27 protein-coding genes and 1 pseudogene are annotated in these 24,020 nt (G+C 37.2%); 5 read left to right on the forward strand and 23 right to left on the reverse strand.

Annotated features, from left to right (window positions below; all coding sequences use genetic code 11):
* Positions 1-394: 394 nt before the first annotated feature.
* From J2Y67_RS10475 to J2Y67_RS10495, 5 genes are all read right to left on the reverse strand, one after another.
* Positions 395-589 carry an FAD-binding protein gene (locus tag J2Y67_RS10475; protein WP_310173625.1) on the reverse strand — a complete coding sequence of 65 codons (195 nt, stop codon included), beginning with the start codon at positions 587-589 and terminating at the stop codon, positions 395-397.
* Entirely contained in the window at positions 586-1,011 is a 426-nt protein-coding gene (locus J2Y67_RS10480; protein ID WP_310173628.1) for a hypothetical protein, read from the reverse strand. Before J2Y67_RS10480 ends, J2Y67_RS10475 begins: the two co-directional genes overlap by 4 nt.
* A 45-nt stretch (positions 1,012-1,056) precedes the next feature.
* On the reverse strand, positions 1,057-2,307 hold the full coding sequence (locus J2Y67_RS10485) for a replicative DNA helicase (RefSeq protein ID WP_310173630.1): 1,251 nt from the start codon (positions 2,305-2,307) through the stop codon (positions 1,057-1,059).
* Positions 2,307-3,287 carry a DnaD domain-containing protein gene (locus J2Y67_RS10490; protein ID WP_310173633.1) on the reverse strand — a complete coding sequence of 327 codons (981 nt, stop codon included), beginning with the start codon at positions 3,285-3,287 and terminating at the stop codon, positions 2,307-2,309. Before J2Y67_RS10490 ends, J2Y67_RS10485 begins: the two co-directional genes overlap by 1 nt.
* A 634-nt stretch (positions 3,288-3,921) precedes the next feature.
* On the reverse strand, positions 3,922-4,158 hold the full coding sequence (locus J2Y67_RS10495) for a hypothetical protein (protein WP_310173637.1): 237 nt from the start codon (positions 4,156-4,158) through the stop codon (positions 3,922-3,924).
* 314 nt (positions 4,159-4,472) lie between these two features.
* Here J2Y67_RS10495 and J2Y67_RS10500 point away from each other — a divergent pair, with 314 nt between their 5' ends.
* Positions 4,473-4,913, forward strand: coding sequence for a hypothetical protein (locus J2Y67_RS10500; protein WP_310173640.1), 441 nt, complete (start codon positions 4,473-4,475; stop codon positions 4,911-4,913).
* Positions 4,914-5,284: 371 nt separating this feature from the next.
* Here J2Y67_RS10500 and J2Y67_RS10505 read toward each other — a convergent pair whose 3' ends face one another.
* Positions 5,285-5,428: a hypothetical protein gene (locus tag J2Y67_RS10505; RefSeq protein ID WP_310173642.1), complete on the reverse strand. Its 144-nt coding sequence runs from the start codon at positions 5,426-5,428 to the stop codon at positions 5,285-5,287.
* Positions 5,429-6,042: 614 nt separating this feature from the next.
* Here J2Y67_RS10505 and J2Y67_RS10510 point away from each other — a divergent pair.
* Positions 6,043-7,194, forward strand: coding sequence for a pyridoxal-phosphate-dependent aminotransferase family protein (locus tag J2Y67_RS10510; RefSeq protein ID WP_310173645.1), 1,152 nt, complete (start codon positions 6,043-6,045; stop codon positions 7,192-7,194).
* Between the two features lie 376 nt (positions 7,195-7,570).
* On the opposite strand, the gene J2Y67_RS10515 is transcribed toward J2Y67_RS10510, so the two are convergent.
* From J2Y67_RS10515 to J2Y67_RS10565, 11 genes and pseudogenes are all read right to left on the reverse strand, one after another.
* Positions 7,571-8,320, reverse strand: coding sequence for an ABC transporter permease (locus tag J2Y67_RS10515; RefSeq protein ID WP_310173648.1), 750 nt, complete (start codon positions 8,318-8,320; stop codon positions 7,571-7,573).
* A 1-nt stretch (position 8,321) separates the two neighbouring features.
* Positions 8,322-9,083: an ABC transporter ATP-binding protein gene (locus J2Y67_RS10520; protein ID WP_310173653.1), complete on the reverse strand. Its 762-nt coding sequence runs from the start codon at positions 9,081-9,083 to the stop codon at positions 8,322-8,324.
* A 172-nt stretch (positions 9,084-9,255) separates the two neighbouring features.
* On the reverse strand, positions 9,256-9,600 hold the full coding sequence (locus tag J2Y67_RS10525; protein ID WP_310173656.1) for a DUF1048 domain-containing protein: 345 nt from the start codon (positions 9,598-9,600) through the stop codon (positions 9,256-9,258).
* 18 nt (positions 9,601-9,618) lie between these two features.
* Positions 9,619-9,996, reverse strand: a complete 378-nt coding sequence (locus J2Y67_RS10530) for a DUF1048 domain-containing protein (RefSeq protein WP_310173658.1) — start codon at positions 9,994-9,996, stop codon at positions 9,619-9,621.
* 1 nt (position 9,997) lies between these two features.
* Complete coding sequence (locus J2Y67_RS10535; protein ID WP_310173660.1) at positions 9,998-10,321, reverse strand: PadR family transcriptional regulator; 324 nt, start codon at positions 10,319-10,321, stop codon at positions 9,998-10,000.
* Positions 10,322-10,970: 649 nt separating this feature from the next.
* Positions 10,971-11,348, reverse strand: coding sequence for a hypothetical protein (locus J2Y67_RS10540; RefSeq protein WP_310173662.1), 378 nt, complete (start codon positions 11,346-11,348; stop codon positions 10,971-10,973).
* 72 nt (positions 11,349-11,420) lie between these two features.
* A pseudogene (locus J2Y67_RS10545) lies at positions 11,421-12,017 on the reverse strand (FtsW/RodA/SpoVE family cell cycle protein); the annotation flags it as partial.
* A 42-nt stretch (positions 12,018-12,059) separates the two neighbouring features.
* Complete coding sequence (locus J2Y67_RS10550) at positions 12,060-12,998, reverse strand: aminoimidazole riboside kinase (protein ID WP_310173664.1); 939 nt, start codon at positions 12,996-12,998, stop codon at positions 12,060-12,062.
* Between the two features lie 24 nt (positions 12,999-13,022).
* Complete coding sequence (locus J2Y67_RS10555; RefSeq protein WP_310173666.1) at positions 13,023-14,477, reverse strand: glycoside hydrolase family 32 protein; 1,455 nt, start codon at positions 14,475-14,477, stop codon at positions 13,023-13,025.
* Between the two features lie 69 nt (positions 14,478-14,546).
* On the reverse strand, positions 14,547-15,950 hold the full coding sequence (locus J2Y67_RS10560; RefSeq protein WP_310173669.1) for a sucrose-specific PTS transporter subunit IIBC: 1,404 nt from the start codon (positions 15,948-15,950) through the stop codon (positions 14,547-14,549).
* A 308-nt stretch (positions 15,951-16,258) separates the two neighbouring features.
* Positions 16,259-17,248: a LacI family DNA-binding transcriptional regulator gene (locus J2Y67_RS10565; RefSeq protein ID WP_310173671.1), complete on the reverse strand. Its 990-nt coding sequence runs from the start codon at positions 17,246-17,248 to the stop codon at positions 16,259-16,261.
* 259 nt (positions 17,249-17,507) lie between these two features.
* On the opposite strand from J2Y67_RS10565, the gene J2Y67_RS10570 reads away from it, so the two are divergent.
* On the forward strand, positions 17,508-17,978 hold the full coding sequence (locus J2Y67_RS10570; protein WP_310173673.1) for a PTS sugar transporter subunit IIA: 471 nt from the start codon (positions 17,508-17,510) through the stop codon (positions 17,976-17,978).
* A gap of 268 nt (positions 17,979-18,246) precedes the next feature.
* Here J2Y67_RS10570 and J2Y67_RS10575 read toward each other — a convergent pair whose 3' ends face one another.
* The 3 genes from J2Y67_RS10575 to J2Y67_RS10585 form a co-directional block, all read right to left on the reverse strand.
* The gene (locus tag J2Y67_RS10575) at positions 18,247-18,894 is read right to left on the reverse strand and encodes a TerC family protein (RefSeq protein ID WP_310173675.1); all 648 of its coding nucleotides are present in this window, start codon (positions 18,892-18,894) and stop codon (positions 18,247-18,249) included.
* Between the two features lie 760 nt (positions 18,895-19,654).
* Positions 19,655-19,951 carry a putative quinol monooxygenase gene (locus J2Y67_RS10580; RefSeq protein ID WP_310173677.1) on the reverse strand — a complete coding sequence of 99 codons (297 nt, stop codon included), beginning with the start codon at positions 19,949-19,951 and terminating at the stop codon, positions 19,655-19,657.
* 31 nt (positions 19,952-19,982) lie between these two features.
* Positions 19,983-20,621 (reverse strand): nitroreductase family protein, encoded by a 639-nt coding sequence (locus J2Y67_RS10585; protein ID WP_310173710.1) that lies wholly within the window; start codon positions 20,619-20,621, stop codon positions 19,983-19,985.
* 233 nt (positions 20,622-20,854) lie between these two features.
* Here J2Y67_RS10585 and J2Y67_RS10590 point away from each other — a divergent pair, with 233 nt between their 5' ends.
* Positions 20,855-21,517: a TetR/AcrR family transcriptional regulator gene (locus J2Y67_RS10590; RefSeq protein WP_310173680.1), complete on the forward strand. Its 663-nt coding sequence runs from the start codon at positions 20,855-20,857 to the stop codon at positions 21,515-21,517.
* 79 nt (positions 21,518-21,596) lie between these two features.
* Here the strand turns inward: J2Y67_RS10590 and J2Y67_RS10595 are convergent, their stop codons facing one another.
* The gene (locus J2Y67_RS10595) at positions 21,597-22,034 is read right to left on the reverse strand and encodes a MarR family winged helix-turn-helix transcriptional regulator (RefSeq protein ID WP_310173681.1); all 438 of its coding nucleotides are present in this window, start codon (positions 22,032-22,034) and stop codon (positions 21,597-21,599) included.
* Between the two features lie 179 nt (positions 22,035-22,213).
* On the opposite strand from J2Y67_RS10595, the gene J2Y67_RS10600 reads away from it, so the two are divergent.
* Positions 22,214-22,636 (forward strand): organic hydroperoxide resistance protein, encoded by a 423-nt coding sequence (locus tag J2Y67_RS10600; RefSeq protein ID WP_310173684.1) that lies wholly within the window; start codon positions 22,214-22,216, stop codon positions 22,634-22,636.
* 433 nt (positions 22,637-23,069) lie between these two features.
* Here the strand turns inward: J2Y67_RS10600 and J2Y67_RS10605 are convergent, their stop codons facing one another.
* Complete coding sequence (locus J2Y67_RS10605) at positions 23,070-23,210, reverse strand: hypothetical protein (RefSeq protein ID WP_310173686.1); 141 nt, start codon at positions 23,208-23,210, stop codon at positions 23,070-23,072.
* Positions 23,203-24,000 (reverse strand): alpha/beta hydrolase, encoded by a 798-nt coding sequence (locus tag J2Y67_RS10610; RefSeq protein ID WP_310173688.1) that lies wholly within the window; start codon positions 23,998-24,000, stop codon positions 23,203-23,205. Before J2Y67_RS10610 ends, J2Y67_RS10605 begins: the two co-directional genes overlap by 8 nt.
* Positions 24,001-24,020 lie beyond the last annotated feature (20 nt).

Genomic DNA, 24,020 nt, shown 5'->3' on the forward strand with positions numbered 1-24,020 from the left:
ATCTTCCTACTCCACCTAAATGTCCTTCGATTTCTTCCTTATTGCATACTTTTCTGGCAGACAAATTGCACTGGGTCTTAAGCTTACTGCAATCGCTATATACTTATCGGTAAAAAATACTCGATTTTTTACATAACCACCTTTGCTATGCCACGTAATTCAGCAGGACAGTCCATTCTTTCGTAACCTTTACTTTTGCGCTGACCGCCATCGTACCAAGTCTATTGCTGATTTATTGTTGCATATCAGGCTCCATAAGGGTGTAAGTTTTACTACATTGCGCCTTTTCTGAAGTAATCTACTGACGCTTACAATATAAATTTAACACCTTACATTTGTTTATATATTTTCACAATTTATTTAGAGTTTTTTGTTAACATAACAAAGTTATAGTTTACGTATTATTACCAACGATGTTATCACATGTCAATCCATACTTTCCTCTTAAATAGCCAATCCCGCCATTCAATGCGAGGCCAGCCACACCTGTTTCGGAAACAGTCCCAGTCGGCACCGCCAATCCATATTTTTGCGTCTCAAGGTCGATATCCTCCAGTTTGTGGGGTTGTTCCCTCTCTTTCCTTTTCACCTCTCCATTTTAAAATACCCCGCAATAGCAGGAAAACTCTTAATATCCTTCTTCATGTCCCGAAACGAAATCACCTCCTTGCCTCTAGTAAGCTGGAAGTCTAGCGAATATTCATGACAATTCAATGGAGTTTGATGAAAGGTTTTGGTATAGAAATCGATTGCTTCTTCTTCGCTTTCTGCAAAGATAAAGACAAATTCCTTATGGTTCATCTTCAATGAGTAGATGCCCATTTTATGGATCCCTAAGTAATTATGTTGAATCAATTTCGCTACCTTCTGCTGATCTACTTGATTGAGGTCTATTTTTGAAATGTCATCTTTTAATGAAATTTTCTGCTCTTCTAGTAAATGGTAGATGCAATGGGCCAAAGAGGATTCATTATATTGGAAACAATCCTGGTACAATTCTTTCACCATCATCTGGTACCACCTCGATATAAGATTGTTTATCCTAGGCTCCGTGGTCTAATTGGTTTCCTTTTGCTCCTCTATCTTTCCTGTATGCTCGTTGTAATTCACTGGAATGGTTCCAACTGGACCATTTCGATTTTTTGAGACAATGATTTCAAGGGAATGATCCTCAGATTCCTTGTCATAATAGGCTTCGCGATACAAGAACAGAATCACATCGGCATCTTGTTCCACACTGCCTGATTCCCGAATATCAGACATCATCGGCCGTTTATTGGCTCTTGATTCCACTGATCGATTTAACTGCGCCAAACAAATGACGGGACAATTAAAATCCTTCGCCATTGTTTTAAGAGATTTGGATATTTCCGTCACTTGTAAGTGGGAATTTCCGCCATAAAATTGACCAGAATGGATGAGCGTTAAGTAATCAATAAAAAAAATCGGTTTCTTGTATGGAAATTGATGCATCATTTTTCGCGTTTTCGCTCTCATTTGAGAAATAGTTTGTCCAGCCCCATCAAAAATTTGCATCTGAGTTTCAGCGAGGTCCCCAATGACATCCGACCATTTATTCTTTTGACTTTGATTGAGCATTCTTTTCGGATCGCGCATTTTTGCACGGTTAAAGCCTCCCGTTGAAGCCATTAATCGGGAGGTGATCAGCCTTTCGGGCATTTCTAAGGAAAATACGAGAGGCAAATATCCAGCCCATCCCGACATTTTTGCAAAATGAAGCATCACATCGGTTTTTCCCATCGAGGGTCTTGCCGCTAGAATTGTCACTTCCCCGTCCTGAAAGCCTCCCGTCACTTCGTCCAGCTTTTTGATACCCGTTGTCGCTGTTTTCAACGTTGGTTGATCTTCCCAGGGTGCCTCATAAATGATTGACATCGCTTGTTGTAATGACGTGTGGTCGTCCATTTTCATTTGGTTAATTTTATCCAATTCGGCGATTACTTTCGCAATTTCCCAATCGTTCATGGCTGCAACCGTTAAGATGTTTCGCTTTTCCCGTTCCTTCCACTGATCAAGAATGAGCTTCTCCGTACTGTCAAATTTCTCTATATCCGCATACGATAACAGCTCCGAAAGGTAAGACATTCCACCTACAGAATCGAGGTCAGGTAAAGTGGTCAAGGAAATTAAATCAATATTTTTGCCAGCACGGTTAAACTCTACCATCCTTCGCATTAATTCTTTATGCCGTATACTTTCTAGCTGTTCAGGCTGAATCACCGTATCCTTGAGTAAGTATTCCGCTTTCATCAAGCTTCCTAAGAACGCTTTTTCTGCTATACTCATCACTCTTCACCTGCGGTCAGGTCAAGTTCAAATCCTCTTGGAATATCTCTTCCGGTAGGAAACGATTCAGTTGATTTCCTTTGCTTTGGTGCAGGCTTTTGCTTCTCCTGATCAGTTTCAACTTCTTCTACGGTCAGTAAAGATTCATTTTCCCAGTTCTTCAGAATCCCTAAAATATAGTTCAACTTCCGCTTGTTATTCGCACACGCAATATTCATTGCTTTTAAAATCATCTCTTTTGGCTGTAAAAAGCTAGAATCATCTAACCACGACAACAACTGCTCTTTTGCATTCACGTTTGTAAATCCAAATCCATTCGCATCCCAAAACTCAATAATTTCTTTCACATCTTCTGTTTTTTGATTACGCAATAAGGGATTTTGTATGTCTGGATTATGTTCTATATTGTGATCGAAAGCTTTTTCTTTTTCTTTTTGCCCACGTATCGAATGACGATGCAGGAACGTTTCGTCAATTTTTTTATATTCAGTTGTGTATGTATCATTTTCATCTAAATCCCTATCTAAAATATCTTCTTTATAAAGGTTATCTTTAACAGCAGGCTCGTTTATCTCCGAAGCTGTAGGATCTATTTTTGTTTTGATGTGTTTCCTTTCATTGAGCTCTTCTTCCTTCTTTTGCAAATTTGGCGCTAATTCCAGTGCTTCTAACCGTTCATAATCAATGGTGTACCACTTGGTTTTATCCATTTTGCTTTTATTCCAGTTCCCTGAAAGCAAGAATCCTTGATCCGCTAGCGAGCGAAATACCCGTTTGATCGTACTGAGTGACCAAAATGAAAACTGTTCCTGCCAATCGTTATAGGTATTGTAAATCCATTTTCGTCCCTCAATGATATGGGTGCTTTTATTCACCCAGTAATGTAATTGCTGCAGGACGATTGCTTCATTTAAACCAATCCTGTTGGCTAATGATGGGCTCACGATCATCAGATTTTCGTACACTAATAATTTACTCATCTCTTTTTTCCTCCCTTACCAAAGTCCAAACGATTAAACTGTTTGCTTCCGTTTCTTGTTTCATCGATTGGTTCATTCATCTTTCACTAGCTATATAAAGAAAAATGACAAAAAGGGACAGGGTAAAATAAAAACGTTTTTATAAATATGGAAATTAGGTGAACGATTGGATGAGGGAGGATTTTGGTCTTTAAAGGGGTTTTTTTAATTTCTTTGGATGAGGAAAATAAGAGGATTTTTCTTTGTTGTAGTCTTTGTAATAATCTCTGAAGTAATCTCTGGTATTGCTTGGTTCAGACTTGTTCCCTCCATTGTGTGAATCTGAAATATTATATGGGTTCAAGTTGACCTCTTATTTGGTTTGATCTGAAATACTCTTTGATTCGTTTTGAGTAGTAGAATGGTCCTTTTTAATTTCTAATTTTTCTGTTCAAAAATGCCAATTATAGAAACTTATTCCGATACATAAATAAATTATTTGCCAAAAGAAAAGTGCCTGGAACCATCCTTTTTTCTGGATGGTTCCAGGCACTTTTTACCCATATGGTTTTCTAAAAATGCGAAAATTTCCTAACAAAATAATCACGATTCCTTTCATGCAGAGCTGTATAAAAAAAGACCCCAAAAGGGTCACCTAGGTACTAGGCCAGGTAAAATCTTTTTTATAATATTGCTTCTTTAATTTTTGTAAATCATGATCCCATTCCCTGATAGCGTAACTAAACTTTTCTTTGCCGTTTTTTTGCCCCTTGAGTAATTTTACATTTCCGGCAATGGTGTATGCGACTTTTCTTAAACCAATGGCCGGGACTGCACGCTGTAATACTTTCCACCGCAAATCCCTGGTTGAATTTGTGATCTGGTAACCCATCTTCCTTAAGTCACTTTTTTCATGAAGCTCAAATTCATTCTCGGATTCAATACCCGAACCGGATAGGTCAGTATATGGCCACGCAAATAAATCATTTTTATTGCAAATACCCCCAACTTTAAGGAGGAGGAATTATAAAGATTTAATGTAACTAAGCTAACGGGTGCAAGAGTGGAAGAACTAGCTGCCATCGATCAGCTTTTTTATTGTAACGGGGCAGTTAAGTGGAAAATAGACATCACAAATCTTCTTCCCACAAAAGAGGCTTTTTTATTAGTACAACCCCAGTACAGGATTCATATATATAAAAAAAAATGCTTGTTTCATGGAGAGGGGAAAATGTATTGATGTTTTTAGGCAGGATGAAGTCATTTTTAGGTAAAATGGTCAAAATTGATCAAGGTTTTCAAGAAGCAGGGGTTGGAAGGTTATTAGGTGTTTATGATGATTATCTTGTCCTACTCACTGAAGAAGATGGGGTTGTTTACTATAATAACGATCACATAGAAAGTGTGACAGAGAATACCAAGGAATTCAATATCGTATCTCCAGAAGATATTGAGTACAATAAAGCTAATAATTTACTAAATCTGTTAGAAAATCAAAAACTAAAATGGGTCAAAATAAACAGTGATGGACCAGTAAAAATAGAAGGAGTTTTATATGATGTAAATAATGATATTATTTCATTGATTTATGATGAAGAGATAGTTTACGTTTCCTTCAACCATCTCCATAATATTAGCATAGACTAGGATTTTGAAAAAATAAAAAATGAAGGCGATTTAAGTATGGTGTTATTTTTGATTATAGTGGTAGCCTTTAAAAAGCTGTAAAGGAATATCACAAGATGTATCAATTAATTAATTATTAAATTTTCACCATATTCCTTTATTATCTCGCTTTTTTAAAATCCCTTTAAAACAACATTCTTATTGAAAACAGCTAAAATAAAACATCTTGTTGAACTAATGGGAGCAAGAGTTGTAGAACAAGCTGACATTGTGGCAGCTTCTCTTATTGCTTTAATGGGATTGTTCCCATGGTTTAATTATGGGTTACCCCCAACCATAAGAACCGTCCCCTTTGCCACCTCAGCCAAAAGGTAAACCCTCCCTTCCTACTCTTAAACATCTATTACTCTAATAATTTCTCCATTCGCTTTTTCCATTTCATTCTCCCCGGCGCCATCTTTTTGCCATTTTTCATGTCTTATTAAAAATGCATATTGATGTCTTCCTCTTTTGGACAGCGCATTAACCTTTTTCACTACAATAAAAATAGCGTGCCCAAAGACAAGGCACGCCAAGTTTAAGATCCTTCATTTATTATTTATTCAGTTTCAATAATAAAAAAATCCGCCTCTATTTATGGTAAGGTTCACTTTGATTAATATTAGAGACGAAAGCTCCCTAAAGAACATAGTTGATTTTGACCATCAGGTTTAAATATCCATATGATAACCTATACCACTTCAAAGTATTGTTGGAGTGGTCTTTTACTTTCCATATATATAGAAAGCTATGACTAAAACAATAATGTCTGGGAACAATTTATCCCATAAACTTATCTTCATTAATTTTCTATTGCAATCTTATCAATATGTAATCTCACCCGAATATAACAAATGATTTATAATAAGAAAAATAAAATACATTCAATACATTTGTTGAATCACTATAATATTCCCAAATAGAGATAATAAGATAATAAATTTCTGAAACAACTAACCAAGCAATAAATTTCTAACTATATCAGTTCCATAAATCGGTATTTTATTTAAACTACCCCCTAAGGTTTAGGATAAATTGATACTTTTAAATATACCAATTATTTGCTACTATTACTCCATAAAATACACTGATTTAAAAAGGAAGGATTTATATGAGATTTAAACTAAACTATGCACCAGGACCAACGGACGTACGTGAGAATGTACGCTTGGCGTTAGCTAAAAAAACAAATAACACTGATTTTGATCAAGAATTCATCCACTATTACCATGAGGTATGCCAAAAGATGGGCCAGGTCATGGGTACTACAAATGAAGTACTGCTGCTTGCCGGAGAAGGGATTCTAGCTTTGGAAGCTGCCTGTGCGAGCTTAACTGAACCTGGTGACCGTGTCCTTGTACTCGATAACGGTATATATGGTGAAGGGTTTCAATATTTTGTCAGAATGTATGGAGGAGAACCTGTTCTCTTAAGTTTTGACTATCATAAAGACATACCTGTTGAAGAAGTACGCAACTTTTTAGAAAAAGATCATGACTTCAAATATGCAACATTTGTTCATTGTGATACACCAACATCCATCTTAAATGATGTTAGTCAACTCTCTCCCTTACTAAAAGAATACGGCATTCTAACAGTGGTTGATTCAGTAGCTGGTATGGTTGGTGAACCAATCGATGTCGACCAAAATCAAATCGATATTTGCTGTGGAGGTACTCAAAAGGCTATCTCAGCACCTGTTGGATTAGCTATCGTTTCCGTTAGTGACGACGCTAAAAAAGCGATGAATAACCGTATAACACCCATTGCTTCATTTTATGCAAACCTGCAAATTTTCGAGGGATATCTTGAAAAAGGAACCTTGCCTTATACGATGCCTGCTGGCAATATTGAAGCTTTAGATGTTGCCTTGGACAATATTTTAAAAGAAGGACAATTGGCGGTTTATGAACGACATGCGAAAATTGCGAACGCCGTGCGGAAATCTATTCAAGAATATGGACTAACATTATTCTTAGAATCAGGATGCTCCAATACAGTAACTGCCCTGATCATTCCAGCAGAAATAGGCGCATTACGATTACAACAACACATCCAAGAAACATACAATCTATTCATCGCTACTTCTTTGGCGCAATATGAAGATGTCATCTTGCGTATTGGTCATATGGGTGAAAATGCCTTCATTGAAAAAGTTCTATCTGTATTAACAGTAATCGATAATGGCCTACGTGATTTAGGTTTCAAAGGAAAGGGTAATCTTGGACAACTATTCCTAGATGCCTATAGAGCAGACAATTAAGAAATAGTTTTTGGTAATGACCGCTAAGGAACCCACTCTTCTTTAAGGAGTGGGTTTAGTTAATAATTAGGGATCTTAAAAATTCTTGTAATCAGTACCTCTATTTTTTTAACCAATTAGTACGATTGTTTACTTGAAACTACCGAACCTCATTTACTTATGGTACGGTTCACCGTGATCTATCTAGATGAGGTTTTTATTTCATAAAGAAAACACAAGCCTTTTAATAGATAATGGAATAAAACAACTTAAAATCCGATTTAAGGGAGAAAAATTCTCTATTTTGGTGCTGCCTTAAAAAATTTTTCCTTCAATCGAAAAAAAACTATGAATCACATTTCAACTGAAATGTAATCCATAGTTCCTCGTGTTGTACTTATCCTAACTGGCGTTTAAATGCTTTAATGGCGAAGAAGTAAGTGATGACCATGATGCCGACGCACCAGGCTAGCGCGATCCAGATATCGTTGCCAACAGACCCTCCATATAAGAGGGCACGAATGGCATTCACGATTGAAGTCACGGGCTGATTCTCAGCGAACGCACGGACAATTTTAGGCATGGTTTCAGTTGGGACAAAGGCCGAGCTGATAAACGGCAGGAAAATCAGCGGGTACGAGAAGGCCGTCGCCCCTTCCATAGACTTCGCTTTCAAGCCGGGAATGACCGCCAGCCATGTCAGTGCCAGCGTAAACAGCCCGAGTATTCCAGCTACCGCGAGCCAATCCAGGATACTAGCGCTCGAACGGAAGCCCATTATGAGCGCGACCAGAATAACCACCACGACAGTAAGCCCATTAGAAACAAGCGATGTCAACACATGAGCCCACAATATCGACGAGCGCTTGATCGGCATGGTAATGAAACGCGCCATCAGCCCGCTTTTTACATCCCCGAACAGACGAAAGGCAGTGTAAGAGATTCCGGAGAGAACAGCCATCAGCAAGATTCCCGGCAATAAATAATTGACGTAGTTTTCCGTTCCTGTCTTTATGGCGCCGCCAAATACGTAGACAAACAGCAGCATCATCGCAATTGGTGTTATCGCCACCGTGATAATCGTATCCGGGCTGCGCATGATGTTGAGCATTAAACGTCCTAGTAATACCCCTGTTCTGCTTTTCACTTTACATCTCCTCCTTTTTGCCGATGATCGCAAGGAAAATTTCCTCTAATGTCGGCTGCTTCTCGATATACTCCACTTTCGCTGGCGGGAACATCTCTTTGAGTTCGGCTAGAGTACCGGTCGTTATGATTTTTCCGCCATGCAGGATGGCGATACGATCCGCCAGTTGTTCGGCTTCCTCCAGGTACTGGGTCGTCAGCAAGATGGTTGTGCCACTGCCGGCAAGTTCCTTGACGGTATCCCAGACTTCAAGCCGCGCTTCAGGATCAAGACCTGTCGTCGGTTCGTCGAGAAAAATGACTTCTGGACTTCCGATCAGGCTCATGGCGATGTCTAGCCGGCGCTTCATCCCGCCGGAATACTGGTCCGCCCGGCGGTTTGCCGCGTCACGCAGGCTGAATTTTGCAAGCAGATGATCGGCGACTTGAGCGGGATTGGAAACTCCCCGCAACTTGGCGATCATCATCAGGTTTTCCCTTCCTGTGTGCATGCCGTCTAAGCTAGAGAACTGCCCCGTCAGGCTGATGCTCTGGCGAACATGATCCGGTTGACGCTGGACCTCATAGCCGCAAATACCTACTTCGCCGCCATCGGGCTTCATCAGCGTCGTGAGGATGTTGACCGTCGTCGTCTTACCCGCTCCATTTGAGCCCAGCAATGCGAAAATTTCGCCACGCCGCACCTCAAAATCCACCCCCTTTAAGACCTCCTTGCCTTTAAAGGATTTTTTTAATCCTTTTACAGAAATCGGTGCATTACTCATAATTGTTTCCCTCCTATTTATAAAGCTAAAGGCGCGAGCTCACAATGCAGTAGCGCCTGCAACTGGGTTTGTCTATATAGTCTGACTGATAATCAGTTATACTAGTTACTTGGTCAAAATTTAACTGAACAGCTTTTTTGTAAAAAAGCTCTTCAGTTGGGTTGTTTAACACTTATTTTTTCTTACCCACACGATTCAGAATGCTTTTGTTCAAATTATTGCGTAATTTATCATCCCATCTTTTCGCTTGGTCGATAAGTCCATTGGCGAATGTTGTCACGTCTTCACCCGTCACTTCCAATACGTCTTTGCCATCTGCCGCACCAGCTTCAAACAAATCAATGAGATCGTACTGGATTCTCAGCATATCCATGCCGCTTCCAGAGGCGAACCTCCACATATAGTTGCAGATTTTTTTATAGACTTCTGGGTAGTTGCCTGGCAAAGCTTCCACACGCGCCATCATTTCTTTGTACTCTTTTTTATCATCAAGTATCTTTTTGATGAAATTTACCATGGTATATAACCTCCTGCCTTATTTTTTATTCGTCCAAATTTTTACTTGCTGTTCAACTCTACTCTCAATTTCTTTTTTGAAATCTACTTGCCCTTCTAAAATACTCGCCGATTCTCCATCTAATTTTGAAAGAGCCATCAATTCGTCGGCAAATGCCGCCACGTCTTCACCGGTAACATCTAGTACATGCTTGCCTTCTGCTGCACTAGCTTCAAACAGTTCATACAAATTGATAATTTCTTCACCAAAACCATATCCGAAATTCCACATGTACTTTTGAATCTTTTTGAACACAAAGGCGTAATCTTTTGGAAGGGAATTTACTTTTTTCATAAATGCCTTGTATTCCTTCTTGCTTTCTAAATCGCCTATGATTAGCTCTATAAATTTCTTCATATTATTTCACCCTCTTTAGAATATTAATTTTTGAAGATAAAAAATCCCATTTTTTCCAAAATAATTCAAGTTCCTGGCGGCCAGCCTCATTGAGTGAGTAAAACTTGCGGGGCGGCCCCATATCTGAAGGTTTTTTTTCAATGTTCACCAGCTTTTTCTTTTCTAATCGCACGAGGATGGTGTAGACCGTTCCTTCCACGACTTCATTAAACCCAAGCTCGTTTAGGCGGCGAGTAATCTCGTAGCCATAGGTTTCATGGCGGCTGATGATTTCAAGCACGCAGCCTTCCAGAGAACCCTTCAGCATTTCAGTTAAATTTTCCATGTTCGGAACCTCCTTTACTTTGTCTGACTTATATTCAGTATAACTTAGTACAAAGATAAATTTTTTACTTAATAGCATTTGGGAAATCACGCTATTAAGTATTACTCATTACAAGTACATTGTAACACCAAGTAGTGAGGTGCGTCAACTATTTATCTTATAATTTTTTTTGCAACCTCACTATTAAGTGTTGTTGGTATCCAGTGTTACTTACTACATGTATATCGTAACACGCAGTAGATGCACTGTCAACTGGATTTTCTAATTATTTTTAATACCAGCTATCCCCATTGGATACAGCCAATTTTCTTTTATTTGGTAAATTAGGGAAATCCTCTGAAAAACAAACAGTTATGCTTTCAGCAATTTTACTCAGTTAAAACAATCATCAACAATATTATGAATGAATATAAAGCTTGTATGTAAATTTGAAAGGTAACTGGCCCATATTCTTAACGCAATTCGGTCAGTCACCTTTTAAATTTAAAAACCTCTTACTTATGGTACGGTTCACCCCGTTTAAATCCCAAAACACTCCTATTAAAGATCTGAAAAATTGGGGTCAGTCCCCCGGTGAGCTAACGTTTTACTCCATCAGAGGACTGACCCCCTTGAACACTACGAAAAGCCCTTTTCAAAATCAGTCCATTTATATGGTAAAACTCCAGAAAAAAAGCTTGTCAGTAAGTCCATTTTTAGGCTTAATCGACAAGCTTTTTACGTTCTCACGATCCCTTAAAAAGTCTATTGCCTCTTTTTCTTTTGCCTCCAAGATTTCAATCATCTTGTCCATTTTGGAACTGTTCGTATCTTGGTTTAAAAAAATAAACAGATTGGGCACTCGATCAATAAAATATTTATAATGATGTTCCGCATTTTTGATCACTTTAAATAGTGAATAAGGAATTTTATTCTTTATTATTTCAAACACTTTTTCATTTGATTTTAAGAATTTCTCACTTACAACATGATTATTTCTAGCTTTTTTGTCCCCGCAATCCATGTAAAAGCTTTTAATATGTGACAAATTAGACTCAATAAGACTAAACCAGCTACTCCTTCAATGAATAGTGTGTCAGATCTTTTAACTAATGCCACTTTATTTTGTAAGATAATAAATATTTTTCCTATTAACAATATTTTCAACGTTTTGTTTCTGTTGTTTTTTATACTTCTTTTCGTAATTAACAAACATTGAAACATTGACTAAAATTCCTACAGCAATTGCTAATTGAATCAGAGAAGATCCTCCATAACTGACAAATGGTAGGGGGACACCAGTAAGTGGGATGAGACCAGAGATCCCAGCAAGATTAACAAAAGCTTGGATGCCAATCATGCTTGAAATACCGATAGCAAGTAAACTTCCAAATGGATCTTTGCATTGCAATGCAATATAAATCCCTCTTAACACTATATACGCTAATGTAATAATTACAAAACCAACACCCCATATTCCTAACTCTTAAGCAATAACAGCCATAATGAAGTCTGTATGTGATTCTGGCAAATAACCAAGCTTTTCGATCCCTTTTCCCAATCCTAATCCATTTATTCCACCATTACCAATTGCTATGTATGAATTTACAAGGTGGTATCCAGAGGTTTCTTGGAACTTAAATGGATCTTTTAAAATTTCAAAACGATTCATTCGAGTTGATGTGAAAATTGTATTATAAAAAAGAAGAAAAAATGGTACAGTACAATTACACCAAGATATCCTTTTATTCAATTATCCTTATTTTTTTAATAGTGTTTGTATTTCTTGCAATGTTGGCAGACCAGACATGGCACCTTTTTTGGTTGTAGCTAATCCACCGGAAATATTTGCAAACTGAATCATCTCCACTATTTCTGACTCAGAAAGCTCATCGAGTGCTTTCTGGGTTTCATTAATAGAATAGAGAATTCCTGATACAAATGCATCCCCTGCACCAGTAGTATCCACAACCGAACATTTCAACCCAGGTACCCTCCCCATCTGACCTTTAAAACGATAGATACAACCTTTTTCACCTAATGTAACCAAAGTCAAAAGGTTGTCAGGTAATTGAGCCACTCCTTCTTCTAAGTTTGCACAGCCTGTTAAGAAGGAAAGCTCCTCATCCGAAACTTTTAAAATATCTGCATATGGAAGTGTATCCAAGATGGCTTCTTTAGCCCTCTCTTCGGAATCCCACAAGCCTAAGCGAAGATTAGGATCATAGGAAATAACCAATTCCCTTTCCTTTGCTATTTCCAATGCCTGAATGGTTGCTGATTTGGAGGGATCACTAATCAATGAGATGGAACCAAAATGAAAAATCTTATGCTTGTTAAATAAAGATGGAGATATATCCTCTTTTTGTAAAAACCGATCTGCACTTGGGTTAATATAAAAACTAAAATGACGATCTCCGGAAGGATCTAATGTAACAAACGTGACGCCTGTTCTTGCTTCATCAATAAAGTTCATAGAATGGGTATCGACCCCGTACCCTTGTAATGTATCATATAGAAAATGCCCTAATACATCATTTCCGACCTTTCCAAGGAAAGCAGCAGTACCTCCAAGTTTTGCGATACCTACTGCAACATTTGCTGGGGCCCCGCCAGGAGCCTTTTGATACGTTAAATTATCTGAATCCAATGGTATAAAATCAATTAGGGCCTCCCCTAAACATAAAACACCGTTCATATTACACCTCTATCAATCACAATATCAATTAGCTTTCAATAATCCAAGATTCCATTTTTTTAGATTAAAACATGCATTCCCCTTAAAGGTAATCGTTTCATCATTCGGATTTGGAAAATAGCGAGCTGTAAATACTTCTTCACCATCATTGACGAAAATTTCTAAGGATGAATGATCCATAAAGATATGAAGCATAGTAAGAGAAGAAATTAAGCAAGTTCTTGTTTCTAGCAAGCCAGTTTTCAAATTTTTTCTTTGCAAACTGATTTCCCTTTTATCAGAATCATAGATTAAAGATGCTTCACTTCGAAACGAAATTTGGAGTTTTCCTTCCTCTACTTTCAATGCTTCCATAACAAATTCTACGGCTTTACCCGTTACTTCCTCAAGCGTCATCCGCTGTTCCTTGATATTCACGTTCTGAATTATAACCTCATCATTTCGAATCCTTTTTAATTCTTCAATAGGTTTTTGATAAATTTTTCCTTCTTTATACTTTAGCTCTCTGGGCATGGTTAAAGCGTGAACCCAATGATTGGCTAAAGTCGGCTGATGTGACTCAATCTCATCTGTTATTCCCATCCAACCATAAAGAATCGTTCTTCCTGAGTCATCTGTAAACGTTTGTGGTGCATAGAAATCAAAACCACGATCAAGTTCAGTAAAAGATTCATGCTTAAATTGCATGTTTTCATAATCTAAATTCCCTACAAAATATCCTGATTGAAATAAATTATGATAACAATATCCGCTTGGTTGCAACCCTTGCGGGGATACCATTAAAATATCTTTTCCTCCTAATTTAAAGAGATCCGGGCATTCCCACATGTAACCAAAGTCCTCTAACCCATTCATTCCTGATCCTGCAATTTTCCCTGCTGCCTGCCAATTATACAAATCATCAGAAGTAAACAAAAGTACTGTTCCCTTTAGCTCCAAAGTCTGAGCGCCTAAAATCATATACCAGCGATTATTCTCTTTCCAAACCTTTGGATCTCTAAAATGCGGGGTATAGCCTTCCGGGAGTTGTAGAATTGGCCCGTATTTTTCAAAGTGTATTCCATCCTCAGAAACAGCTAAGCATTGATACGTTTCACGTTCCCCATTCTCCCGCTTCACATTTCCTGTATAAAAGAGATAAAGCTTTCCTTCCCATTCAACGGCACTTCCGGAATAACAGCCATTTTTGTCATACCACTCAGATGGTGCCAGAGCAATCGGTTCCTCTTGCCAATGGACCATGTCCACTGAGGAATAATGACCCCAAAATTTTGCACCATGTACGGTGCCAAATGGGTTCCACTGATAAAAAACATGATAAACACCCTTATATTGGATTAGGCCATTAGGATCGTTTAACAAACCAACCGGAGGCATCAGGTGATAAGCTAATCGATAGGGATCATGCCGCACAATATCCTGATATTTTTTTACTTCTTCATAAGCCTTTTGCAAAAGAAGACTTTCTTTTCCTGTCATTGCAAACCATCCTTGCTCATTTTGTAATAAAAGAAGGCAAGGTTATGCATTCTTACCTTCCCTCCATACCTATTTTTCAATTTCTTTTTTAACCGTATCTGAATAACCAAACATCCAAGTAAGAATAAATGCTACAGCTATCGCAATTAAATTCACTAAAATGTATTGTAAAACCTGGCCATTTAAGTAAAGCAGAGTACCCGGGATAACTGTTACTGCCATCCCTGTTGCCTTAAGCTTAAGTAAGGATGCCACAAATCCGCCTGCTGCACCGCCAATTAGTGCCATAATAAATGGTTTTCCATAACGTAAGTTGACCCCAAAAATGGCTGGTTCGGTAATGCCTAGAAAAGCGGACAAAGCGGATGGAAAGGCTAGTGCTTTTAATTTTTTTGATTTTGTTTTTAATGCAACAGCTAGAGTTGCACCACCCTGTGCTGCAACAGCACACGTAATAATCGCATTATATGGGTTGTTGTGATACTGGGCTAATAATTGAATCTCCAACATATTAAAGATGTGATGGACACCAGTAAGAACAATAATCTGATTAAGTCCTCCAATAATGACCCCGCTAATTCCGAATGGCCATGAGAGAACGGTTGTAGTAACAGATAAAATACCTTTTTCAACAGTATGAAAAACCGGTCCAATAACTAATAGCGATAACGTAATCATGACTAGAAGTGTAAGGAAAGATGTTATGATTAAATCCAATGATTCCGGTACACGCTTACGTATGGCTCTCTCCAATTTCGCTCCGATAATTCCAGAAATAAAAGCTGGTAACACTGAAGCTTGGTAACCAACAACAGGAATAAAACCAAAGAAGTGAAGCGGCTTCACGTCACCGCCTGCTACAGCCCAGGCATTTGGTAATGATGGGGAGACAAGCATCAAGCCCAGTATTAATCCGATAATCGGTGTACCGCCAAACACGCGGAATGTAGACCATGCAATAAGTGCAGGTAGGAATATAAAAGCTGTATCTGTTAATACTTGGGTAAATAATATGAAGTTTTGCGAAACATCACTTGGTTTCATCCCAAATAACGCCAAAACTTGCTCCTGCATTACCAAGCCGCGAAGGCCCATAAAAAGACCTGTAGCAACAAGGACTGGGATAATGGGAACAAAGACATCCCCAAAGGTACGAACCGCTCTTTGGAATCTGGATCCACTTTTGATTGCCTCTTTTTTCTGATCTGAAGCAGACATTAAGGAGAGACCTAGTTGCGTAACCTCTTCATAAATTTTATTAACAGTACCCGTACCAAAGATAATCTGGTATTGTCCTGAATTAAAGAACGCTCCCTTTACTTTATTTATTGTCTCTACTTGTTCCTGGTTAATCTTTTCCTTATCATTGACCATGATTCGAAGTCTGGTAGCACAATGGGCTACTGACTGAATATTTTCTCTGCCTCCAACAGCAGCAATGACTTCTTCTGCGATTTTGCGATTTTCCGCCATTTTTCTTCACCCCTGTTTTGTATAGAAAATAATAGATAAGGAACCCCAATTATTTTCATTTTGAATAATAGTTTTATGGAATCGATTTCATATTTACTAAAAAAAATAAATTAGTGCTTTAATAGTTTGGAATGAATGATATTCTTTATTCATCGCCTATGATGTGGAATCGATTCCCTATTGCACAAAAAAATAAAATTTATATTTATAGAATCGATTCCATTCGCCGGCATGTATGGAATCGATTCCTTATTAGAAAAAATAAAGTGTAATCGCTTCATTTCATTATGGAATCGATTACACAATCATTATATACTGCCTCGTTCTAAAAGTCTATACTTAATCGTCCGGGTAACTTCATGGTAATTTCCCCTATTTATTTTTTCCAATAATAAAGAAGCAGCCTCACGTCCCGCCTCTTCAATTGAAAAATCGATCGTGGTTAGAGAAGGACTGATAAACATGGAAAGTTCTGACCCTCCCATCCCTGCAACAGCTATATCATCAGGTATTGATAAACCAGCTTGTTTTAAATACTGCATAGCACCAATTGCAAGTCTGTCTGTTACTGCTAACACAGCAGTAGGTTTTTTATGAGAGAGTTTTAAAATAGCTTTCATGCAATCGTTACCGGATTCCATATCAAAAATTCCCTTTTGGACCCAGCTTTCCTCAATAGGCAAATTACCTTCTTTCATCGAATCCAAGTAACCGGATTTCCGTAAATAACCAACAGCGCGATCCTTCTCGTCAACCCCTATAAAGGCAATATGTTGATGGCCTTTTTTTATCAAAAGATTCACCATGTCTTTGGTCGCATGATAATCATCAAAAACTACATTGGATAATCCTGAAACATGCTGCCCCACCATTACAAAAGGAATTTTTAATTGATAAATTTCTTCTACTAAAGGCTGATTTGTATTCGTCGCGGATAGGATAATACCATCGACATGCCTGCTTTTTAAAAGTCTTAAAAATTCTATTTCTTTTTTAGGTATAAGTTTCGAATTTGCAAGAAGGATCTGATATCCTTCTTTTGCTAAAACTTCATCTATTCCATTAACAAGACGGCTTGATGTTTCAGTACTTATCTTAGGAAGAATAACACCAATTACCTTTGTCTTTTTCGTTCGTAATGATTTAGCATTTTCACTTGGGACATAACCCGTTTCTTCAATGACTTTTAATACTCTTTTTTTTACTTCCTCACTGACATATCCTGAATTATTTAGTACTCTCGAAACAGTTGTCCGCGAAACATTCGCCCTTTCAGCAATTTCTTTTATGGTTATCATAAACAGGTCCTCCTGGGCAAATAAATAGTCTACTCTTATTTTACACAAATAAACACAAATTGAAATGGATTATTCAATTAGGGTAAACAATTTGATAGGCTATTGCAAATTTAGTTGAAGGAATTAGTCACAAATTCCAGCACTAAGGTGATTACCTTATATTTATCATTGATTTTTTTTATGTAAATTATTAGAATAGTTTTAAGTTGATGTGGAATCGATTCCCTAATCAAAAACAATATATGAAGGTGGCTTTTATATGTTTAAAAGTTTATTTAAAAAGAAAGATATTGAGAGTAATTTATTTACTTTAATGCCTTTAGAGGGACAAGTTGTCTCCATCGAAACCGTCCCCGATCCTGTATTTTCTCAAAAAATGATGGGTGATGGTTTTGCAATCCTGCCTTCAAACGGCACCGTAATTTCCCCAGTTGATGGAGAGGTATTAAATATATTTCCAACTAAGCATGCAGTTAGTCTAAAGGACCGAAATGGAAGGGAAATCTTAATTCATATAGGGCTTGATACAGTCAACTTAAAGGGCGAAGGATTCACCACTTTTGTAAAAGATGGACAGAGAGTGAAGAAAGGACAAAAGCTCATCGAGGTAGACTTTGAGTCGATTAAAAATAAAGTACCTTCAATCATTACTCCAGTAGTATTTACAAACTTAAATAAAAATGAAAAAGTTATTTTCGATGAGCAAGGGATAAGAATTTCATCAAAATAATTAATTTGATTATAATTACGCTAGTATTCGGACATGATTGCCCTTTGCTTCTATGAAATTGTCCGAATGAACACCTGTTTCGGACACGAATACCCTTGGCTACATCAAAGTTGTCCGAATGAACCCCTCATTTGGGCACGATGGCCCTTGGCTTAGTCGAAGTTGTTCGAATGTACACCTGATTCAGACACGATTGCCCTCGGCTTCAATAAAGCTGTCCAAAAAGAACCTCAATATTGAATTATTCTTATATCAAGAACAACAAATTTTAAGAAAAGAGCCTTATCTTATTAGCTAAATATCCCAAACCAATGACAAGAACTGTAATAGCAGTAGGAATCAATAAATGGTAATCGTGTGGAAAAATATACTCGAATTTTGGTTCTCCCACCATCATTTCACCTGCTGTCCAAGCTAATATTCCAGCACCAGCATAAGAAATGATGGGGTACTTTTCCATTGCCTTTAATATCAATTGGCTGCCAAAAACAACGAGAGGAATACTGACAATAACTCCAATCATGATACCGGCTATATTTCCTTCAACCGCACCAGCAATAGCTAGTACATTATCAAGGGACATGATGGCATCAGCCGTAATAATGGTTTTCACAGCGGAAATGAAACTTGAACCCCCTTCTCGATGAGAGTCATTATCATCACCTATTAGAAGTTTTATGGCAATATACACGAGAAGTAGACCACCTAAAAAAGTTACCAAAGGTAATTTTAGTAGGTAAACAATTGCTGCTGCAAAGATTAAACGTAAAATAATAGCTCCAAATGTTCCCCAAAAGATTGCTTTCTTTTGTTGCTTCTTTGGAACATTACGTGATGCCATCGCGATCACAACTGCGTTATCCCCACTTAATACAATATTGATTAAAATAACCTCCAAAAGAACCGCAAAAGACAAACCAAAGATCTCCAAACTATTCACCTCTGGAACAAGCTAACTAAGTCATTATATTAATTTGAGGTTTAAAAAAGACCCGATTTGTGATATTCTGCGATTCTTTACAGATTTTCCGAACGAGAAAGCCCATGCAGGACATTAGCCCGTCTTTAGACATGGGATGACAGTGAGGTCAAATGCGGAGTACCACTTAAAACCGAAAGGTTTGTGGTACTTCAAGCATTTGAAATATCTTTATATCTTTTTGTTGAAAAATACGAACATTTGTACTACGATACACTTATAAGATGTTCTTTGAATACTGAAGATATGAGGTTCTAGCAGGAAAAAAACGTCTGCTAGGTAAAATCTTCAACGATCTATTAAAAAATCGGTCGTGATAACGTCCGATGCGGAACGGAAAGCACATCGAGAGTCATTGTGGCTTATCGAGTGAAGTGCCTTGCTGTACACAATACGTCCGTTAATGTTCTTAGAAAGCATCCACCAGTGCTTCGGTAGAAACTCTGTCCGAAAGGAAAGATAAGGGTACCGTTGAAAAGTGTATTAGTACCTTAGAACCCCACTGCTTTAGCGGTGGGAGTTGTCAGTATTTAACTTAATATATTCACGAGTAATTTAAAGAAGTTTAACACAGCCCTATAATAAGAAAAACCAGGCATAGCCTGGTCCTTTTTTGTTTAGTGAATATCCAATAGAATGTTTACCCCATTTACTTATGATACGGTTCACCATTTCATTCTATTTAAGAAGCCGAAATCTATAATTTTAATGGCTGCCCCTCAAATGCTTTAACCTCTAATGGTGCAGTCAAAAAGTCTTTTGCATTTGCTACGAACTTGGTAAAGTGCTCGCTTGAGTTATGATTGGCAACGGCTTGCATATCCTGCCAAATCTCCACCATCGTAAATACATTTTCGTTTTCTGTATCTTTTTGAAGGCGATATGAAATATTTCCGTTTTCTTCTCTTGAGGCCACAATTAACGGCTGAATTTCCTCTAGAAACAAATCCTGTTTCGCTGGATTTATATGGAATGTTGCATGAATAATAATCATCGAACGTCAATCCCTTCTTATTTACATTTCATTACTTCCATTGTGTGACTTGATCAATAGGTAGACGAACTGATGGATGTCCGTTATCTGCAGCTTTACCAATAGAGATTAACATAACCGGAACATAACGATCTTTATCCAATCCAAATGCTTCTGCAATTTTGTCTTTTTCATATCCGCCGATTGGATTTGTATCGTATCCATAAGCGCGGGCAGCAAGCATGATCTGCATGGACACAAGTCCGCCATCCACTAAAACAACATCTTTCAAATCTTCACGTGAAATCGTTTCAAAATAGCCTTTAAAGGAAGCATGAATTCCTTCTTTTACTTCTAAAGGCATAAATCCCTTCTCTACAGCTGCGCCGTAGATTTCTTCAAATTTCTCAAAATTATTCATATCACCAAAAACAGCAATAACTGCTGATGATGTTTCAACTTGAGTTTGGTTAAAACGTGCCAGTGGGGCAAGTGTTGCTTTTGCCTCAGGACTTTCAATCACAAGAAAGCGCCATGGCTGCATATTAACAGAAGAAGGAGCACGTGTTGCTAATGTAAGAATCTCTGTCATTTCTTCATGGCTGATTTTTACGGACTTATCATAATTTTTAATGGAACGGCGTTCTGTCACAATTTTATTAAAATCATTCGTTATTTGTGCTGTAGTCATAGAAGTCATTGTTATATTCTCCTCTTTTCGTTATGAGTAATGTTTATAATATTTGAGTTCTTTAAATAATTTTGTTCATTTTAGACAAAAGTATTATAAAGTGTCTAAAATATTAACTGTGTATAACCTTACTCCACTTTCTTTTAGTTGTAAACTGAAAAGAATTGGAATATCAGAATTTGAAAGAACACCATTGGATTATGATATAATTTCCTGATAAAGGGAGTGGTAGTTTGAGAAAAATTGCACCTGATGAAAGACAGATGATGAGAAAAGCCTATGTAAAAAAGTTAATCCATGTCGTTCGGACTAAAGGCTTCCTTTCCCTTACCAATCAAGATATCGCAAAAACGATGAATTTAAGCCGGGCTTCCTTGTATAACTACTTTTCTTCGAAGGAAGACATTATTATGGAGCTGACTAATCTCTGTATTGATTATATAAATGAAGCTGGTCAAACCATTTCCAATGAAGAGTTATCATATCCACTTCGTTTGCAAAAAGTGTTTGAACAAGCTGTTTTTTCAGCTGTCTATGCTTCAGATATTTATTTGACTGATTTAAAAACAAACTGTATGCATCTTTATGAAAAAAAGATGCACTCAAGAAAAGAACAACTATCTGCGATTCATACCTTTTATCGAAATGGCATGAAAGCAGAAGTTTTTAATCAATTGAATCCCTCGATCTTAATTATTCAGGATGAAACTGTACTAGGGAAATTGGTGAATACAGCCTTTTTAGTGGAAGAAGAATTGTCATTGAAACAGGCTCTATTGGATTATTATGTAGCGAAGAAAACCCAGGTCCTAAAACCTGAGTACTTGAAAAACACGGAAAATGAAGATATTCATGCAATGGTGGAAAGCATCCTCAAAAAGCTCTCAGCCATCTAATGACTACAAAAAAGACTCTTACGCGATGGTAAGAGTCTTTAGTATTTTATGGTTGCAACTATACGTTTTAAAACGAGCTTTATAGTTTCTGTTGAATTCTGTTTAAAATGGTTGATAGTGTTTGATTTAAATTCTTTAATTCCTTCATGTCTAAGGACAGATTTTCTAGCAATTTTGAAGGAATACATTGAGCTTTGCCATTTAGTTCTTCACCCTTTTTGGTTAATGAAATGATGACCGTTCTTTCATCCTCTATTGACCTTCGGCGTTCAATAAGATTATTCCCTTCCATTCGCTTTAGCATAGGTGATAACGTTCCCGAATCTAAAAATAACTTTTGGCCAAGCTCTTTCACCGTCACCGATTTTTCCTCCCAAAGTACCAATAATACTAAATATTGAGGATACGTTACATCCAATTCTTCTAATAAATTTCTGTATAATTTAGTGATTTCACGTTCGGCCGAATAAATCTTAAAACATATTTGGTTCTCTAGTTTTAATTGATTATTTTCCATTTTCTTGTCCTTTCATCTTTCATTAGTACCATTATAATACAATAAACAATTATTTAAACCGCAATTTAATTTTACACAATTTAATTATTGACTTCAGAATACTTTATCGTTACTATAATTTTATAAAATAAATTGTGCACAATTAAATTTTATAAAATTATATTTCGGGGTGATTTTTTATGGAATTATTATATACCGCAAGTGCTACAGCAGAAGGTGGCAGAGCAGGGAAAGTAACAAGCAGTGATGGAACATTAAATTTAGCACTTTCAATGCCAAAATCTTTAGGTGGTCAAGGAAAAGAAAATGCAACGAATCCAGAGCAATTATTTGCTGCCGGCTATGCAGCCTGCTTTGATAGTGCGCTAAATTTGGTCGCACGACAAGCGAGAAAACGAATTGAATCTATGGTTAAAGCGGAAGTTTCACTTGGAAGAGATCAGGATGGTGGTTTTAAATTAGCTGCAGTCTTAAACGTGTCGATCAAAGGGGTTTCATTAGCAGAGGCTGAGGAATTAGTCCATAAAGCTCATAGTGTTTGTCCTTACTCTAAAGCAACGAATGGGAATATGGATGTGAAATTAATAACGAATGTAATCTAAAAATTTCTCATCTAGAAACATCTTGGGAACGAATTTATTGACAGGAAATTCTCACTTTCATGGGTGCTCTAAGGGGCGCGATTATTTCCACACAATTTTACTGTTTTCAACATCCGGAAGTAGGTATTATAGACAACAGTAGTTAATGCAATTGCTTTCCTTGAAGCCGGTTTGCCTTTATCTCAATTTTAAATAGGATGAATTGAAAAAAACTGTAGACAAATGTCTACAGTTTTTTGTTTTTGACATCTTATTGCTTAAGGAATTAAAACTACTTTAAAAACCTCATTTACTTATGGTACGGTTCACCCCGATTAATCCTAAAACACTCATATTAAAGATCTGAAAAATTGGGGTCAGTCCCCCGGTGAGCTAACGTTTTACTCCACCAGGGGACTGACCCCCTGAACACTGCGAAAAGCCCTTTTCAAAATCAATCATTTATATGGTAAAACTCCAGAAAAAAACTTGTCAGTAAGTCAATTTTAGGCTTAATCGACAAGCTTTTTACGTTCTCACGATCCTTTAAAAAGTCTATTGCCTCTTTTCCTTTTGCCTCCAAGATTTCAATCATTTTGTCCACCTTTGGAACTGTTCGTATCTTGGTTTAAAAAAGTAAATAGATTGGGCACTCGATCAATAAAATATTTATAATGATTCTCCGCATTTTTCATCAATTTAAATTGTGAATAAGGAATTTTATTCTTTATTATTTCAAATACTCTTTCATTTGATTTTAAGAATTTCTCACTTACAACATGGTCATTTCTAGCTTCTTTGTCCCCGCAATCCATGTAAAAGCTTTTAATATGTGACAAATTAGACTCCATTAAAAGTTTCTCAATTTCTTCCTGGTTGCGGTAGAACGCACAGGAAATTCCAGCTACATGCTTAAACACTTCAGGATAAACACAAGCAGCATATGTGGATATAAGTGCTCCGAGAGAGGCACCAGCTATTGCGTTTGAGTTTTTCAAGGTGCGATACTTACTATCTATAAATGGTATTAGCTCATTCACAATAAAATCAACATATTGTTTCCCCTTACCTCTAGTTGTACTAGGTTGTCCCAAGACATCTTCGCAATATGCACCAGCCACCCAAGGACAATACTCGTTTAATCTCTCTTTATTATTTTGATCGATAGCAACGGCAATAACATCCAATTTTTTATCATTAAGATACTTTTCTAAACCCAAAGATACTCCACCTATTGCTTCACTATCATTAAATACATTTTGCCCATCATGCATATATAGAACCGGATATTTTGTTAGTGTAGATCGATTATTAGCAGGAACATATACTCCTATTTTCCTATCTTCTTTAAATGCATGTATATGAATAGTATGAAACTCCAACATTGTCTCCCCATCTTTCGGGC

It is taken from the genome of Neobacillus niacini (assembly GCF_031456445.1).
Classification (GTDB): domain Bacteria; phylum Bacillota; class Bacilli; order Bacillales; family Cytobacillaceae; genus Neobacillus; species Neobacillus niacini_I.